The 15,637-nt window shown below is 63.5% G+C and carries 14 protein-coding genes; 9 read left to right on the forward strand and 5 right to left on the reverse strand.

The window, feature by feature from the left end:
* Positions 1-76 precede the first annotated feature (76 nt).
* Positions 77-664 (forward strand): 2OG-Fe(II) oxygenase, encoded by a 588-nt coding sequence (locus XaFJ1_RS00450; RefSeq protein WP_012914653.1) that lies wholly within the window; start codon positions 77-79, stop codon positions 662-664.
* A gap of 27 nt (positions 665-691) precedes the next feature.
* Here XaFJ1_RS00450 and mntP read toward each other — a convergent pair whose 3' ends face one another.
* From mntP to acs, 4 genes are all read right to left on the reverse strand, one after another.
* Positions 692-1,267 carry a manganese efflux pump MntP gene (mntP, locus tag XaFJ1_RS00455; RefSeq protein WP_012914654.1) on the reverse strand — a complete coding sequence of 192 codons (576 nt, stop codon included), beginning with the start codon at positions 1,265-1,267 and terminating at the stop codon, positions 692-694.
* Positions 1,268-1,809: 542 nt separating this feature from the next.
* Positions 1,810-2,988 (reverse strand): hypothetical protein, encoded by a 1,179-nt coding sequence (locus tag XaFJ1_RS00460; protein ID WP_012914655.1) that lies wholly within the window; start codon positions 2,986-2,988, stop codon positions 1,810-1,812.
* Positions 2,989-3,600: 612 nt separating this feature from the next.
* Positions 3,601-4,266: a response regulator transcription factor gene (locus tag XaFJ1_RS00465; RefSeq protein ID WP_012914656.1), complete on the reverse strand. Its 666-nt coding sequence runs from the start codon at positions 4,264-4,266 to the stop codon at positions 3,601-3,603.
* 104 nt (positions 4,267-4,370) lie between these two features.
* Positions 4,371-6,314 (reverse strand): acetate--CoA ligase, encoded by a 1,944-nt coding sequence (acs, locus tag XaFJ1_RS00470; protein ID WP_012914657.1) that lies wholly within the window; start codon positions 6,312-6,314, stop codon positions 4,371-4,373.
* A 374-nt stretch (positions 6,315-6,688) separates the two neighbouring features.
* Here acs and XaFJ1_RS00475 point away from each other — a divergent pair, with 374 nt between their 5' ends.
* The 7 genes from XaFJ1_RS00475 to xth all read left to right on the forward strand — a co-directional run bounded on the left by XaFJ1_RS00475 (position 6,689) and on the right by xth (position 14,484).
* Positions 6,689-7,006, forward strand: a complete 318-nt coding sequence (locus XaFJ1_RS00475; protein WP_012914658.1) for a DUF485 domain-containing protein — start codon at positions 6,689-6,691, stop codon at positions 7,004-7,006.
* A gap of 8 nt (positions 7,007-7,014) precedes the next feature.
* The gene (locus XaFJ1_RS00480; RefSeq protein ID WP_407070996.1) at positions 7,015-8,733 is read left to right on the forward strand and encodes a cation acetate symporter; all 1,719 of its coding nucleotides are present in this window, start codon (positions 7,015-7,017) and stop codon (positions 8,731-8,733) included.
* Positions 8,734-8,853: 120 nt separating this feature from the next.
* On the forward strand, positions 8,854-10,284 hold the full coding sequence (locus tag XaFJ1_RS00485) for a coniferyl aldehyde dehydrogenase (protein ID WP_012914660.1): 1,431 nt from the start codon (positions 8,854-8,856) through the stop codon (positions 10,282-10,284).
* Between the two features lie 510 nt (positions 10,285-10,794).
* Complete coding sequence (locus XaFJ1_RS00490) at positions 10,795-11,811, forward strand: glycerophosphodiester phosphodiesterase family protein (protein WP_187388427.1); 1,017 nt, start codon at positions 10,795-10,797, stop codon at positions 11,809-11,811.
* A 100-nt stretch (positions 11,812-11,911) separates the two neighbouring features.
* A complete protein-coding gene (locus tag XaFJ1_RS00495; RefSeq protein ID WP_012914662.1) occupies positions 11,912-12,784 on the forward strand; it encodes a peptidylprolyl isomerase in 873 nt (290 codons plus the stop codon).
* Positions 12,785-12,792: 8 nt separating this feature from the next.
* Complete coding sequence (locus tag XaFJ1_RS00500; protein WP_012914663.1) at positions 12,793-13,626, forward strand: hypothetical protein; 834 nt, start codon at positions 12,793-12,795, stop codon at positions 13,624-13,626.
* Positions 13,627-13,704: 78 nt separating this feature from the next.
* Positions 13,705-14,484, forward strand: a complete 780-nt coding sequence (gene xth / locus XaFJ1_RS00505) for an exodeoxyribonuclease III (RefSeq protein ID WP_012914664.1) — start codon at positions 13,705-13,707, stop codon at positions 14,482-14,484.
* Positions 14,485-14,608: 124 nt separating this feature from the next.
* Here xth and XaFJ1_RS00510 read toward each other — a convergent pair whose 3' ends face one another.
* Positions 14,609-14,860 (reverse strand): GlsB/YeaQ/YmgE family stress response membrane protein, encoded by a 252-nt coding sequence (locus XaFJ1_RS00510; RefSeq protein WP_012914665.1) that lies wholly within the window; start codon positions 14,858-14,860, stop codon positions 14,609-14,611.
* Between the two features lie 117 nt (positions 14,861-14,977).
* Between XaFJ1_RS00510 and XaFJ1_RS00515 the strand changes: the two genes are divergently transcribed.
* A complete protein-coding gene (locus XaFJ1_RS00515) occupies positions 14,978-15,607 on the forward strand; it encodes a 4'-phosphopantetheinyl transferase family protein (RefSeq protein WP_012914666.1) in 630 nt (209 codons plus the stop codon).
* Positions 15,608-15,637 lie beyond the last annotated feature (30 nt).

Raw genomic sequence — 15,637 nt, forward strand, 5'->3', positions numbered from 1 at the left:
GTGTGCAGCGGTGCTGGATCGTGCGACACGGCGTGCCTTCCCAGGCACGCCGTTGTGCTGTAGGGGCTAGGTGCCGATGCGGATGAACCAGACCGACCTGCGCCACTACGTCCGCGTCTACGACGCGGCGCTGCCACACGATTTCTGCGCGCAACTGATCGCGCAATTCGAACATGCGTCGGCGCAGCATAGCCGCAATGGCACCGGCCAACGTGCTGGGCTGGACGACAGCGCCTGGACCGAACTCAATATCACCCGTCTTGCCGATCCGGCCTTCCAGGGCTTTTTCATTGAGCAGGTACGTGCCGCACTGGAGTGTTACAACGCTGATCTCGGCCTGTCCGCCGCGGTGCCGTGGCGTCCACGCCTGGCCGACCTGCGAATCAAGCGCTATCGCGCCGATGCTGGCGAGCGCTTTCAGCCGCATTTTGATGCCTGCGATGCGGAAACCGGCCGTTATCTGGTGTTTTTGTGGTATCTCAACGATGTGGAGGAGGGCGGACAGACCCGCTTCCTCGACTTGGACCTGGAGATCGCGCCGCGCGCCGGGCGCCTGCTGATTTTCCCGCCGTACTGGATGTTCCTGCATGCCGGGATACCGCCGCGCAGCGGCGACAAGTACATCCTGTCCACCTACCTGGAGTTCACCGCCAAGCCGGCGTGAGCGTGTCGCGCCCGGTGGCCATGGCGCTCAGCCTACGCCGTGCAGGTGTTCGTAGAGGATGGTGCAACCGATCGCGATCAGCAGCACGCCACCGACGATCTCGGCGCGCTTGCCGGCCAGCGTTCCGAGTACGCGGCCGAGCATGATGCCCAGGGTCACCATGGTCAGCGTGCACAGGCCGATGACGGTGGCGACCTCGATGATGTTGACATTGAGGAAGGCCAGACCGACGCCGACGGCCATCGCGTCGATACTGGTGGCTAACCCGGTGACGGCCAGATTCCAGAAGCCGTGGCGCTTGGGCGTTGGATCGGTGGCCGCTTCTGTCTGCGGCCTGAGCCCGGCGACAATCATGTGCAGGCCAAGCGCGCCGAGCAGGCCGAAGGCGATCCAGTGATCGAAGGCGGTCACGTACTTGGACGCGGCCTGGCCGAGCAGCCAGCCCAGCGCCGGAGTGAGTGCTTCGATGCAACCGAAGATCAGGCCGGCGCGTAGCGCATCGCGCCAGCACGGGCGCTGCATGGCCGCGCCTTTACCGACGGCGGCGGCGAAGGCATCGGTGGACATGGCGATGCCGAGCAACAGAATCGAAAAAAACGACATGGGGGACCATACCGGGACTGGCGACGGCGACGAGGGCGCGCGCCCGGCCATCGCCTTGCGCACTCGCCGCTGGTCTCGCCAACCGAGATGGCTGCCCGCACCACGGCGCAACGGCCGAGTCTGTTGATACGGGCGCTGTCCGCGCAGGTCGGACAGCAGGCTACTCCCCAAGGGGACGCGCAGTCTAACAGCGGTTAACAGCATTCAACATACCTGGAATGCACGCGAACCTGCCGCTGATTTTCATAGCCATCGCTATAAGGAAGCATCATCGCCGCCGCCGCGATGACGGGCAGTGATGTGTTGTATCTCCATGTCCGCGTACTCAAGTGCACCATGCACGCCGCAGTACGAGCCTGACAGTACGTCGATCTGTTTGCTGCTGTCGGTCGTAGGCTGACTTGGTTGGACGCCGCCGATTGCGCGATTCGCTGCCATGCATGCGGCAGTGCATCCGGTTCCATGTTTGCCCCGGGAAGGTCCAGAGGAAAATGACGCGGGGCGTCAAAACGCCCCGCGCTCATCAACATCAACGTACTGAACTAATTTGGCGTGTATGTATTGATATTGGTGCCGACGTAATGCCAATCGTCATTGTCCGATGGCGTGGTCGGGAAGTACCCGTGCTGCTGGTTTTCGGGTGTCTTTCGAATGAAGTAATACGTTGTTCCCGGCCTGATGAAGTAGGCATAGAGATCGCCGGGCTTGCCTCTACGGTCGTTTTCGCTCCAATTATGGAATGCAGGTCCATTGTAGAACGGCTCAGTGGTACCTAGGTACTTCCAATCTTCATTGTTCGAATCGTCGCTCGGGTAATCCGAGTAAGTCTGAGTAAGCAACTTGAAATACCTGGCCTTGCTATCGTCTGTCTTGAAGATGGAGCCGACGGTTCCTTCGTTATCGAACCATCCCCATTTCTGCGGACCCTGACTTAGTCCGATCTGTTGCACCGCGCTGTTTTCGACGGTGTCGGATCGAACGCCTACGTTTACACCGTTGATAGCACCGGACTTTTTCATCAATGCACATGGAGATTCGTTGAAAGAGATGGTCCATGGATCGACAGTCTCGACCTTGCCCTTGCCGTCATCGGATTGGGGTCGGTCGAATCTTACGCGTGCGTAGGGAGTGGTTTCGCAGTTCGCCTTATCATCAAGCGAATAAGACGTTCCGGTTATGTAACTCGTGATGTTTTTCATGTTTTCATCGATGCCGATACTGCCAAGATATATAGAGGATTTGCTGGAGGCATCGATGATAGATGCCTTCCACCACTGCAGACCGTCATTGTGCTTATCCTGATCCTTTTCGATCCGTAGAACATATTGATTATTAGACTTCCAATCGAAGTTCATTGAAATCTTTTTGCCGGTCCCATCTAGTGTGGCAGTCGTTGCTCCTGATCCCGCGGTGGCATTGCTGGCATTGTAGATTCCGTATTCGACTTGCTTCATTCCTTTGTTGCGTTGCAGTCCAATATAGCCTGTGGTGGATTTGCCGGATTTTCCCTTGCTATATGGTGTAAAAACATAGCTCCAACGCACCGAAGCGCCGTCGCCCGCATCGCTCTCTATCGTCAATGGCATATCAATCTTCGTGTTGTCTTCCTTGCTGAGATAAAAGTCCACGAGTGCTACATTATCGGCGGAAGCCATAAACGGAAACAGGAGCGCGGCATAAACTAGCGTCCTGAGAAAGACGGTGGATTTACGCTTTTTCATTCAAGGAGTTCCTCTACTGTGAGGCCAAATGTGGTTGTGCGGCATGGATATCCAAGCCTGTTGCTTCTCAGCGCAAAGTGACGTGTCATGTAAGCGGCTGATTCAGAAACTCATATTGGGTACGCGGTCCTTTTTATTAACAACGGTCACACTTAATCATGTGTGGCCGGGGTATGGCGTGGACATGGGCGAATGCCTAATTGTGTGTCCCTGATGTGTGACGAGCCATGGAGCGAGAAGGGAATGTCATGCCCGTGGAGTCGGCCGATTCTTTCGAGGCAGTAACAAAACACGCTGTTTGCGGTCACCATTTATTAGTGTCGAAGCACAGGCGATTCCAATGGAGCGTGACGATGGCCGTTCCGGGGACCTGCCGCCATGGCTGCCTTGCCCGTGGCGCGCCCCTGGGGTGGCAGGTTCGCGCTGGCCAGATCCACGGGGTTCTGGAACCCGGCGACATTGGCGGGTCATTGGCCAGGCCGGTGTCGCCTGCGTGCATGCAGCGGAATGCTGTCTTCCGGCCAGGCGCTGCGAGGTAACCCTCTATCACTGTGCTTTCGACCAGACGGCTGTCGTCGTTGCAGACAGCGTGTTAGCTTTTCGCCAACGCGGTCAATCTTCTTCCTGCGGCAGCACGATGGCGTCGTTGTCGATGGATAACTTGCCGGCGAGCAGCACCGCCTGGGTACGATTGGTGACGCCGAGCTTGCGCAGGATCGCGGTGACATGCGCCTTGATTGTGGCCTCGGAGACGCTCAGGTCGTAGGCGATCTGCTTGTTGAGACGCCCAGCGCCGAGCATCTGTAGCACCCGGATTTGTTGCGGGGTCAGTTCGCGCAGACGTTGCCCGACCTCGCGCTCGGCGCGGTCGGTGGGCGGTGCGTCGTGTGCCTCCGGCGGTGCCCAGCGCTCGCCGTCGAGGACCGTGCGCAAGGCCAGTCCGATGGTGTCCGAGTCGGACGATTTGGGAATGAAGCCGAAGGCGCCATGGTCCAGCGCGCGTCGCATCACAGTCGGTTCTTCGCGTGCGGACACTACCACCACGGGCAATTGCGGATGCAGCACGCGGATCTGCACCAGCGCGCTGAAGCCCTGCGCGCCGGGCATGTTGAGATCCATCAGCAGCAGGTCTGCATCGGCATGGCGGTCGGCTAGTGCATACAACGCCTCGACGCTATCGGCCTCGTACAGTTGCACGCCTGGTATCACCCGCTGTACCGCGCCGCGCAGTGCCTCGCGAAACAGCGGATGGTCGTCGGCGATCAGCAGGGTAGGCATGGGCGGTGAAAATCGGCAAGAGAACGCAGTGGCGACGCATCAACCCCGGAGCGGGGGCGCCGTACGACGCACCCCGTTTCTCGCGTCCGAGCGTCGCGTGCGGCTCAGCGCGTCAGGCGTTCGTTGACCAGCGAGTCCACCACCGAGGGATCGGCCAGGGTGGAGGTGTCGCCGAGCTGATCGGGTGCGTTCTCGGCGATCTTGCGCAGAATGCGCCGCATGATCTTGCCCGAGCGCGTCTTCGGCAGGCCGGGTGCCCATTGCAGGTGGTCGGGCGTGGCGATCGGGCCGATTTCCTTGCGTACCCAGGCCACCAGTTCTTTGTGCAGTGCGTCGCTGGGACGTTCGTCTGCAACCAGGGTCACATAGGCGTAGATCCCCTGACCCTTGATGTCGTGCGGGAAGCCGACCACCGCCGCTTCGGCCACTTTGGGGTGGGCGACCAGCGCGCTTTCCACCTCGGCGGTGCCGATGCGGTGGCCGGAGACATTGATGACATCGTCCACGCGGCCGGTGATCCAGTAGTAGCCATCGGCATCGCGGCGGCAGCCATCGCCGGTGAAATAGTTGCCCGGATAGGTGCGGAAGTAGGTGTCGATGAAGCGCTGGTGGTCGCCATAGACGGTGCGCATCTGTCCAGGCCAGGAATCGCGCAGCACCAGGTTGCCCTCGGTGGCGCCTTCCAGGATCTGACCGTCGGTGTTGACAAGGGCGGGTTGAACGCCGAAAAACGGCAGTGTCGCCGAACCGGGCTTGAGGTCGGTGGCGCCGGCCAGTGGCGTGATCAGGATGCCGCCGGTTTCGGTCTGCCACCAGGTATCCACGATCGGGCAGCGACCGTCGCCGATTACGTCGTAGTACCAGCGCCATGCTTCGGGATTGATCGGTTCGCCGACGCTGCCGAGCAGCCGCAGGCTCTTGCGCGAGGTCTTTTTCACCGGCGCATCGCCTTCGCGCATCAGTGCGCGGATCGCAGTCGGAGCGGTGTAGAAGAGTGTCACTTGATGCTTGTCGATGACCTCCCAGAAACGCGACACGCTCGGGTAATTGGGCACGCCCTCGAACATCAGCGCGGTGGCGCCGTTGGCCAGTGGTCCGTAGACGATGTAACTGTGGCCGGTGACCCAGCCGACGTCGGCGGTGCACCAGTAGATGTCGTCCTCGCGCAGGTCGAACACGCTCTCGTGGGTGTAGGCCGCGTACAGCAGGTAGCCGGCGGTGGTGTGCAGCACGCCCTTCGGTTTGCCGGTGGAGCCGGAGGTGTAGAGGATGAACAGCGGGTCTTCCGCGTTCATGCGCTCGGGTTCGCAGGTGGCCGGTTGGTTGTCGACCACGTCGTGGAACCAGCGGTCGCGCGGGGCCTGCATGTTCACCGCGCCGCCCGTGTGGCGCACCACCAGCACGGTCTCCACGCTGGTGGTGTCGGGTAGCTTCAGTGCCGCATCGACGTTGGCCTTGAGCGGGATCTTCTTGCCGCCGCGCAGGCCCTCATCGGCAGTGATGATGAGCTTGCTGCCGCAGTCGATCACCCGGTCGGCGATGGAGTTGGGGGCGAAGCCGCCGAACACCACCGAATGGATCGCGCCGATGCGCGCGCAGGCCAGCATGGCCACCGCCGCGTCGGGGATCATCGGCAGGTAGATGGTGACGCGGTCGCCTTTCTGCACGCCGAGGTTGCGCAGCGCGTTGCCGAGCCGGCAGACGCGTTCGTACAGTTCGCGGTAGCTGACCCGATAGGACGGGACGTCCGGGCTGTCGGGTTCGAACAACAGGGCGGTCTTGTCGCCGCGGCTGGCCAGTTGCCGATCCAGGCAATTGACGCTGGCGTTGAGCTCGCCGTCGTCGAACCAACGGATGCGGAAGTCGTCCAGGGCGAAGTTCACGTCCTTGATCCGGGTGGGCGCCTTGAACCAGTCCAGGCGCTCGGCCACCTTGCCCCAGAAAGCCTCCGGCTGTTCCACCGATTGCCGATACAGAGCCTGGTATTGGGTCTTGTCGACCCGTGCGCGGGCGGCAACGTGTGGATCGACGGGATAGAGATCGGCCATGGTTCCCTCTGCGATTGGACGGGGATGCCGCATGCTGCGCGGCGTGTCAATACGCCATTTTGACGTATTCCACGTCAACCGCGTTAGTGGGCCCAATGGACTCTACCGGCCAACAAGGCCCCAGGCTGTCTACCGCTTGAGAATCATAGTGCCGACGACATCACTCTAATCGCCCTGGTCGGGACCAGGCGTTTGCCGCGCATTCACGGTAATCTCTAGTGCACCGGCGACGGGAGGATTGTCGGTGCCGAACGGAGGGGCGGCTAGCGCGAAATCGACTACGGTTGTAGAGGCGATACCCATTACTTGCGGTTTACCCAACCCACGTACAGCGCCTGATCCGCCTGTCGTGGTCACTTCCCGGGAGGCACCACATGAGCATTTCCAACGAGGCGTTGATTGCGAAGATCGACGCCGATCCGAAGTACCACGCGCTCAAGCGTCAGCGTAATGCGCTGGGCTGGACGCTGACCATCCTGATGTTGCTGGTCTACTTCGGTTTCATCGGCCTGATCGCCTTCGACAAGGCGTTTCTGGCGCAGCCGATCGGTAGCGGCGTCACCACCATCGGCATTCCGATCGCGATCGGGGTCATGGTGTTCACGATCGTCATCAACGCCATCTACGTGCGCCGTGCCAATAGCCACTACGACCGGCTGACCGCGCAGATTCTCGAGGACGCACGCTCATGAACATAGTCATGCGAATCCCTGTCTTGCTGCTGGCGACGCTGTTGCCAGTAGGTGTGGCGTTGGCGGCCGGTGGCGATGTCGGCCAGACCGACAAACAGCCGACCAACTGGGTGGCGATCGTGATGTTCGCCTTCTTCGTCGCCTGTACCTTGTGGATCACCAAGTGGGCGTCTAAGAAGACCCGTTCCGCCGCGGATTTCTATACTGCCGGCGGTGGCATCAGCGGCTTTCAGAACGGCTTGGCGATTGCCGGCGATTTCATGTCGGCGGCCTCGTTCCTGGGTATCACCGCAGCGGTGATGGCCAATGGTTACGACGGGTTGATCTACGCGATCGGCTTCCTAGTGGGCTGGCCGATCCTGACCTTCCTGATGGCCGAGCGTCTGCGCAATCTCGGCAAGTACACCTTCGCCGACGTAGCCGGTTACCGTTTTGCGCCGACCGCGATCCGTGGCTTCGCCGCCGCCGGTACGCTGGTGGTAGTGCTGTTCTACCTGATCGCGCAAATGGTCGGTGCCGGCGCGCTGATCAAGCTGCTGTTCGGCCTGGACTACTGGGTGGCGGTCAGCCTGGTCGGCGTGTTGATGATGGTCTACGTGCTGTTCGGCGGCATGACCGCCACCACCTGGGTGCAGATCATCAAGGCGGTGATGCTGCTGACCGGCGTGACCTTCATGGCGGTGGCGATCATGTTGCACTTCCACTTCAGCTTCGAAGCGCTGTTTGCCGAGGGCGTGCGAGTGAAGACCGCCGTGGCCGCCCATGCCGGCGCTTCGCCGGACGAAGCGGCCAGCGCCGGACGGGCGATCATGGGCCCTGGTGGCTTCGTCAAGGATCCGATCTCGGCGATCTCCTTCGGCATGGCGCTGATGTTCGGCACCGCCGGCCTGCCGCATATCCTGATGCGCTTTTTCACCGTGCCCGATGCCAAACAGGCGCGCAAGTCGGTGCTGTGGGCCACTACCTGGATCGGCTATTTCTACATCTTGATCTTCATCATCGGCTTTGGCGCTATCGCCCTTGTGCTGACCAACCCGCAGTTTGCCGATGTCGCCACCGGCACCATCCACGGCGGCAAGGGCGCCGCCAATATGGCGGCAGTATTGGTCGGCAATGCGGTGGGCGGTAACGTGTTCATGGGCTTCATCTCCGCGGTGGCCTTCGCCACCATCCTGGCGGTGGTCGCCGGCCTGACCCTGTCCGGCGCTTCGGCGGTGTCCCACGACCTGTATGCCACGGTGCTGAAGAAGGGGCAGCCCGCGCCTGGCTCGGAGTTGAAGGTGTCGCGCATCACCACCATCGTGCTGGGCGTGATCGCGGTGTTGTTGGGCATCGTGTTCGAGAAGCAGAACGTTGCCTTCATGGTCTCGCTGGCTTTCGCCATCGCCGCCTCGGCCAACTTCCCGGTGCTGTTGTTGTCGCTGCTCTGGAAAGACTGCACCACCCGTGGCGCGGTGATCGGTGGCTTCCTCGGCCTGATTTCCTCGCTGGTGCTGACTGTGCTGTCGCCATCGGTATGGGTGGACACGCTGGGAAATGCCACGGGCTCGGCGCCGTTCCCGTATACCTCGCCGGCGCTGTTCTCGGTGACGATCGGTTTCGTGGGCATCTGGCTGTTCTCGCTGCTGGACCGCAGCGCGCAGGCGGACAAGGAGCGCGCGGCGTTCAAGGCGCAGCAGATTCGCGCCGAAACCGGTCTGGGCGCCTCGCGCGGATCGGCGCACTGATGGATCCAAGGCGCGTCTTCGCGGCGGTGGTTGCACACGACGCCGGCCTTCGCGCCGTCGTCGTTGTGTGTGCGGTGCAGGCCGTGCTGTCGCGCATGCAGTGCATCGTATAGTGCGCCCATGCCGATACCCGTTGCCGATGCCGCCGACACGCCGCTGGTCGCCTTGCCAGCCACTGTGCAACGCCTGCGCGCGGCCTGGCAGGCGGCGAAGCCGGAGCGGAGCCAGCGTCGCGACGATCTGCTAAAGCTGCGCGCGACGCTGAAACGGCGTTTGCCGGAAATGGCCGATGCCATCGCTGACGATTTCGGCCACCGCTCGCGCCACGAGTCGCTCATTGCCGACGGTATGATCGTGCTCGGCGAAATCGACCATCTGCTGCGCCATCTCACGGGCTGGATGCGCCCGCAACGGGTCGGCGGTGGCTGGCGGCTGTGGCCGGCGCGCGCAGAAGTGCGGCCGGTGCCGGTCGGTGTGGTCGGCGTGATCGCGCCGTGGAACTATCCGGTCAATCTGGCGCTGATCCCGTTGGCCACCGCCATCGCCGCCGGCAACCATGTCTATCTGAAGCCATCCGAACACACCCCGCGCACCGCGCAATTTCTGCAATCGCTGCTGGCCGAAGTGTTCCCGCCGCAGCGGGTGGCGGTGGCGCTAGGTGGCGCCGAGGTGGGCGCTGCGTTCGCCGCGTTGCCGTTGGACCATCTGGTGTTTACCGGCTCCACCGCGGTCGGGCGCAAAGTGATGGCCGCGGCCGCGCCCAATTTGACCCCGCTGACCCTGGAACTTGGCGGTAAATCGCCGGCCATCGTCTGCCCGGACTATCCGCCGGGACGGGCGGCTGCGCGCCTGGCCAGCGGCAAATGGTTCAACGCCGGGCAGACCTGCATCGCTCCAGATTATGTACTGATCGATGCCGGCCGCATCGCGGCGCTGGTGCAGGCGCTGCGCGCGCAGGTGCTGGCGCGCTACGGCGATTTCGCCAACGCCGAGGACTACACCCGCATCGTCAACGAAGGCCAGTACCGACGCCTGCGTGGCTACCTGGACGATGCGCGTGCGCGCGGCCTGGAGGTGATCGAACTGGCCAGCATCGACCCCGTGCGTGCCGAGCGCGAGCGCCTGATCGTGCCCACCGTGGTGCTGCAGCCCGGCGATGACGCACTGGTGATGCAGGAAGAGATCTTTGGCCCGATCCTGCCGTTGCGCGGCTACCTTACCCTGGACGCGGCCATCGCCGAGATCAATGGCCGCGACCGGCCGCTGGCGTTGTATCCCTTCAGCCACGACCGCGACCAGATCGAAACGATCCTGCACGCCACTGTCGCGGGTGGCGTCACCATCAACGACAGCTTGCTGCACTTCGCCGCCAATGCGCTGCCGTTCGGCGGCATCGGCGCGAGCGGCATGGGGGCCTACCATGGCCGCGCCGGCTTCGATGCTTTCAGCAAAGCTTTGCCGATTTTGTGGCAGTCGCGCCGTGCCGGCACCGACCTGTTGAAACCGCCGTACGCGCGGATCGCGCGCATGCTCTCGTTTCTTTTACGCTGACGCGGCGATAGTGGCGAAGGCGGTGCGACATCGGCCTTGCCGGATGCTGCATGCGTGCTGCTGTCGCGGGGTCGGCCTCGCGGTGCACGGCGGCGTCACTGCGCCGTCGTGCGCACCGTCTTGGTGTCACGATATAGCGCCTGCTCGCGTCTCACCTCACATTCCGCGTCGGCGATCTCTGTGATTGACAGCACGGCAGGATACAACCGCAATCGGTACTTTATCCTTTAATTTGCATCCCGAAAATAAATAATCCATAGCGAGTTATTAGATTTTCTCCTGACGCCACCGCCTATCACACTGGCTCAGGCTTTTGCGCGAGACGTATGTGCGGAGTGCAGTAAACGAGCTGCCGCCTGCGTCGACCTGACGGGGGCTCGTCCCAGTATTTCTCCTTTCTCTCAGAGCCAGACCAACCTAATGAATATCCCATTGGTTTCCTCGCCCATGACGCGTGCCTGCTGTGTGTTCGGTGCCCTGGTGGTCATGGCTGCCCTGCCGCAGATGGTGTTGGCCAACTGCAACGACAACGTCGGCACCAAGATGAGCAACATCCTGTTCGCCGACAGCAGCGCCGACACCATTGTGCTGGCCCACCGCGGTCTTTGGGGCAAGTACAGCAGTTTCCCCGACATGCCGGAAAACTCGCGCGGTGCACTTCAGCTCGCCGACGATCAGTGCATGGACGGTGTGGAGTTGGATATCAAGATGACCCGCGATGGCGTGCCGGTGTTGCTGCACGACTGGAACCTCGGCCGCACCACCAACGTCTGGACCAGCCGCGCCGGCAAAATCAAGTACAACCCGATGAAAAATCAGGGCTATAACCCCTCGATCACCGTGACCCCGTGGTCGGTGGTCAGCCGTCTGTTTCTGTTGACCCCCGACCGCCGCACCACCACCGGCTACCATGTGCCGCGCGTGGACGACCTCTTCGCCTACTTCAAGCGGCATCGCCTGAAGACGCCGATCGTGTTCGACTTCAAGGACGCCGCCTCGGTCCGCGCCGTGTCGCGCGCGGCCGACGCCGCGTTCTCGGTGGCCTCGCCCAGCTTCGTCGCGGGCAAGGTCAATGCGACCCTGTACCCAACCCGTTCGGCGTTTCGCGCCGACGGCAGCAGCATGGTCGGTATCCCGGTGTTCACCACCAACATGCTCACCAAGATCAACGTCAGCAACGCGGTCTCGGACTGGCTTGGGGACAACAAAGAGGCGATGGAAATCAATGTCAAGCAGCTTGGTGGCCTGCTGCAGAACGAGGCCGACCGGGTGCGCGAGCGTGGCGCACGCGTCGGTGTGTTCCAGGCGATTCCGGATAGCCCGTTGGCCGGACAGTTCTATAAGAAAAGTGGTGCGTGTTGCTATCGGCTGTCGGACCTGTACTTCTCCTATTCCGGTGGTCGCGATACCGCCGACAACCGTGGCGATCTCAACTTCATCGTCAACCAGGAGGACTTCAACCTGATCACCACCGACGATCCGAAGGGAGCGATCGCCTATCTAAAGGCGCGCGGCAAGCACGACTGAGTCCTTCGCATGTCCCGGCGGTCGGCCATCCGGTCTACCGCCTCACCCCGACTACGGCGCTTCTGCGCCGCGCGTCGACCACCAGTTTCTGGAGAAGCGCATGTCCCTTTTCTTCGCCAAGTCCGCGGTACTGGCGGTTTGCGCCCTGACGGCCTTCGTCGCCCTCGCCATGCCGGCCGACGTAGGCACCGCTGCCGTCGATCCGGTGGTGCTGCGCGTGGGCGCGCAGCAGTTCACCGCCAGCGAGTACCACGCCCTGGCTGGCGAGGGCACTCGCGGCGTCGCCAGCATCGACGATCCCTCCGTCGTGCGCCGCTTCGCCGACCGCGCCATCCTGCTGGACCAGGCCAGGCAGCAGCACTTGCAGGACGATCCGGTGGTGGCCGCACGCCTGCGCCGTGCCGCCGACGCGATCCTGGCCGACGCCGCGCGGGCGCGGCTCGGTGCCACCGCGCAGATCGACGAGTCCATGTTGCATCAGCAGTTCGCGGCGTATCCGGACGACTACACCGAATACCATCTACGCCACCTGTTCGTCGCCCTGCATCCGCAGGGCGGGCCACGCGGTGGGCAGTCCTTGACCGAGGCACAGGCGCTGCAACGTGCCGAGGCGCTCAAACGCCAGCTCGACGGCGGCGCCGATTTCGCTACCCTAGCGATGCACGAGTCCGACGACGGCGCCACGGCCGCTGAGGGCGGGCAATTGTCGCCGACCTTCGGCCGCTACCTAGCCGATGCGTTCGTCGCGCCGATCCACCAACTCGCGGTGAATCAGGTGTCCGCGCCGGTGCGCGGTCCCGACGGCTACCATCTGATCTACCTCGATGCGAAGACCGATGCGCGTTTTGAGGCGGTGCGCGGGCAGATCGAACTGCAGCTGCGCGAGCAGGCCGCCGCCGACGCTATGCAGCGCCTGCGTCAGGCGCATCCGATGGCGTTCGATCGCGCCGCCTACGCCGCCGCGGTGCACTAAGCCGGCCGATGCTGTCGCGTCCTGCACTGATCTGGCTCACTGGTGCGGTCGCGGTCGTGGCGCTCGCAGCTTCCCTGTGGTTGCCAACGGCAATGCCTGTGGCGGCCGTCGCGGTCGTACTGTCTCGACCATCGTCGCCGCCGTCCGCGCTGTTGTCGTCCCCTGTGTCCGTCGCCGCGCTACCTGAGTTGGCGTTGCCGGCAGGTGCGAGCGAGGCGCAACGCCTGTACGCCACCGCGTTGCTCGCGGTGGACTGCCGACAACGCGCACAGGCGCCTGCACCCAGTGCGGTGCTGCCGCCGGGTGTGGATGACACCACTGCCGAGGACGCTGCGGCGCGCCGCGCGGCCGAAGGGCAATGGCGCGCGGCCTGTCGTGGCGTCGGCCAGGTCGATGCCGCGCAGATCGAAGCGATGCTGCGCACAGCGGCCACGCGCGGTGATCCCGACGCGCAACGCTATTTGTTGAACCAGCGGGTGGCGCAGCTGGTCGCCCACGCCGGCGACATTGCGCCAGACGGGCAACGCCCGCGTCTGTCGGCCACCGACGAACGCGATGCCGAGGATGTGGTGACGCAACTGGAGGACCGCGCATTGCACGGCGACCGGCAGTCGATCGAGACGTTGGCGCAGCTGCTGCAATCGCCGGCGCTGGCGGTGGCCGACCCGCCGTATGCCGCGGCCTGGGAACTGGCTGCGCGGCAGGCGCCGGAGCGGCCATTCCCTCCGCCGGAGCAGGCGGTCGGCGCCGAGGAACTGCTCGACGGATTGAACGAAGCGCAGCGCCAGCAGGCGTTGGGCCTTGCGCCTATGCTGTTCGCGCAGTGCTGTGCGCGGCGCTGAACGACCCGGCGGTCACCCGTTTGGCCGTCGCGCCGGCTGCGGTCAGAATAGTGGCCGGCTCCTCGTCTTGGATTTCCCTTGAAAATCGCCTCCTGGAACGTCAACTCGCTCAACGTGCGCCTGCCGCACTTGCAACAGTGGCTGGACACGTTCGCGCCGGACGTGGTGGGGATCCAGGAGACCAAGCTGGAAGACCACAAGTTTCCCGACGCGGCGCTGGCCGAAGCCGGCTACCGCAGCGTATTCGCCGGGCAGAAGACCTACAACGGTGTGGCGATTTTGTCGCGCACGCCGCTCAGCGATGTACAGATCGGTGTGCCGGGCCTGGAAGACGAGCAGAAGCGTGCCATCGCCGCGACCGTAGGCGATCTGCGCATCGTCAACTTGTACGTGGTCAATGGCCAGGATGTGGGGAGCGACAAATACGCATACAAATTGCGCTGGTTGGAGGCCGTGCATGCCTGGCTTGCCGTCGAACTGCAGCGCTATCCGCGCTTGGTGGTGCTGGGCGACTTCAACATTGCGCCAGACTCGCGCGACGTACACGATCCGCTGGTGTGGAACGATGACCACATTCTCACCTCCACCGCCGAACGTAACGCGTTGCGCAAGTTGTTCGACCTGGGCTTGCATGACGGTTTCCGTCTGCACCATGCCGACGGCGGCATTTTCAGTTGGTGGGATTATCGTCAGGCCGGCTTCCGCCGCGATCTCGGCCTACGCATCGACTTGACCTTGGTGTCCGAAACGCTGAAGGAGCACACCCGTGGTGCCGGCATCGATCGCACGCCACGCACCTGGGAGCGTCCCAGCGATCATGCGCCGGCCTGGATCGCGCTGGAGCCGACGCAGGCATGATCGCCTCCGGTCATGGCGACGACCGGCGCGGCAATCCGTTCGCTCGCCGTGCGGCCTGCATGCCGCTGCAAAACGCAAAACGCCCGGCGAACCGGGCGTTTGCGCGACCTATAGCTGCGCCGCGTCAGCGTGCGCGGCCGCGGGTGACCAGGTTGACGACCGCGAGCAGGATGATCGCCCCAATCAACGAATACAGGAACGTCCACAGATTGATCGCTTGGTTGATCCCGCCGCCGAACAGCCAACCGGCGATCAACGCGCCGACGATGCCGACCACGATGTTCATGATGATCCCCTGCTGTGCGTCGCGGCGCATGATGATGCTGGCCAACCAGCCTACGATGCCACCAACGATCAACCAGATGATGATGCCCATGCGTGACACTCCTCGGTTCTGCCCGCACCAGGAGCGGTGGAGCATGGAGCATTTAAGGCGCGTGGCCGTGAAGCGACCGTATAACGCCAGGGCCGGCGCGCAGCGTGTGGGGGCGAGGTGAGCGCGCCGATTCCGCTGCCGACGTCGGCAGCGTTGCCGGACTGGCGCATCGGCCCGGTGGCGCTATGGCTGCGGCCGCACCCACCACGCACCTCCGGTGAGGCGACAGCGCGGTGCCTGCTGGCCGCCGAACTGGGGGTGACGTCGGCGCAGTTGCCGCTGTACCGCGACGCACGCGGGCGGCCCGGCCTGCATGCGCCCCTGGCGCATGTGGATACTGGCTGGAGCCACAGCGGCGATTACCTGTTGGTGGCGGTTGCCGCAAATGCGCGGCTGGGCGTGGACATCGAACGCCAGCTTCCACGTCCGCGTTTGCTCGAACTGGCACAACGGTTCTTTCATCCTGACGAGGCGGCGGCGCTGCTCGCGTTGGCGACGCCAGCGCGCGAGGCGCTGTTCTTTCGTCTGTGGTGCGCCAAGGAGGCGCTGCTGAAGGCGCACGGTCACGGTCTGGCGTTCGGCCTGCATCGGCTGTGTTTTGCCGAAGATGCCACCGGCGGACTGCACTTGGCGTGGTGCGACCCTGCCCTGGGCAGTGCGGCTTGCTGGCAGGTACACGAATGGCAGGCAGCATCGGGCTATCGCGCCGCACTGGCCTGGCGCCGGCTCGATTCATCGAGCCGGTGATGCAGGTTGGTCACTCGGCGACGCGCGTTG

This window comes from Xanthomonas albilineans, assembly GCF_009931595.1.
GTDB classification, from domain to species: Bacteria; Pseudomonadota; Gammaproteobacteria; order Xanthomonadales; family Xanthomonadaceae; genus Xanthomonas_A; species Xanthomonas_A albilineans.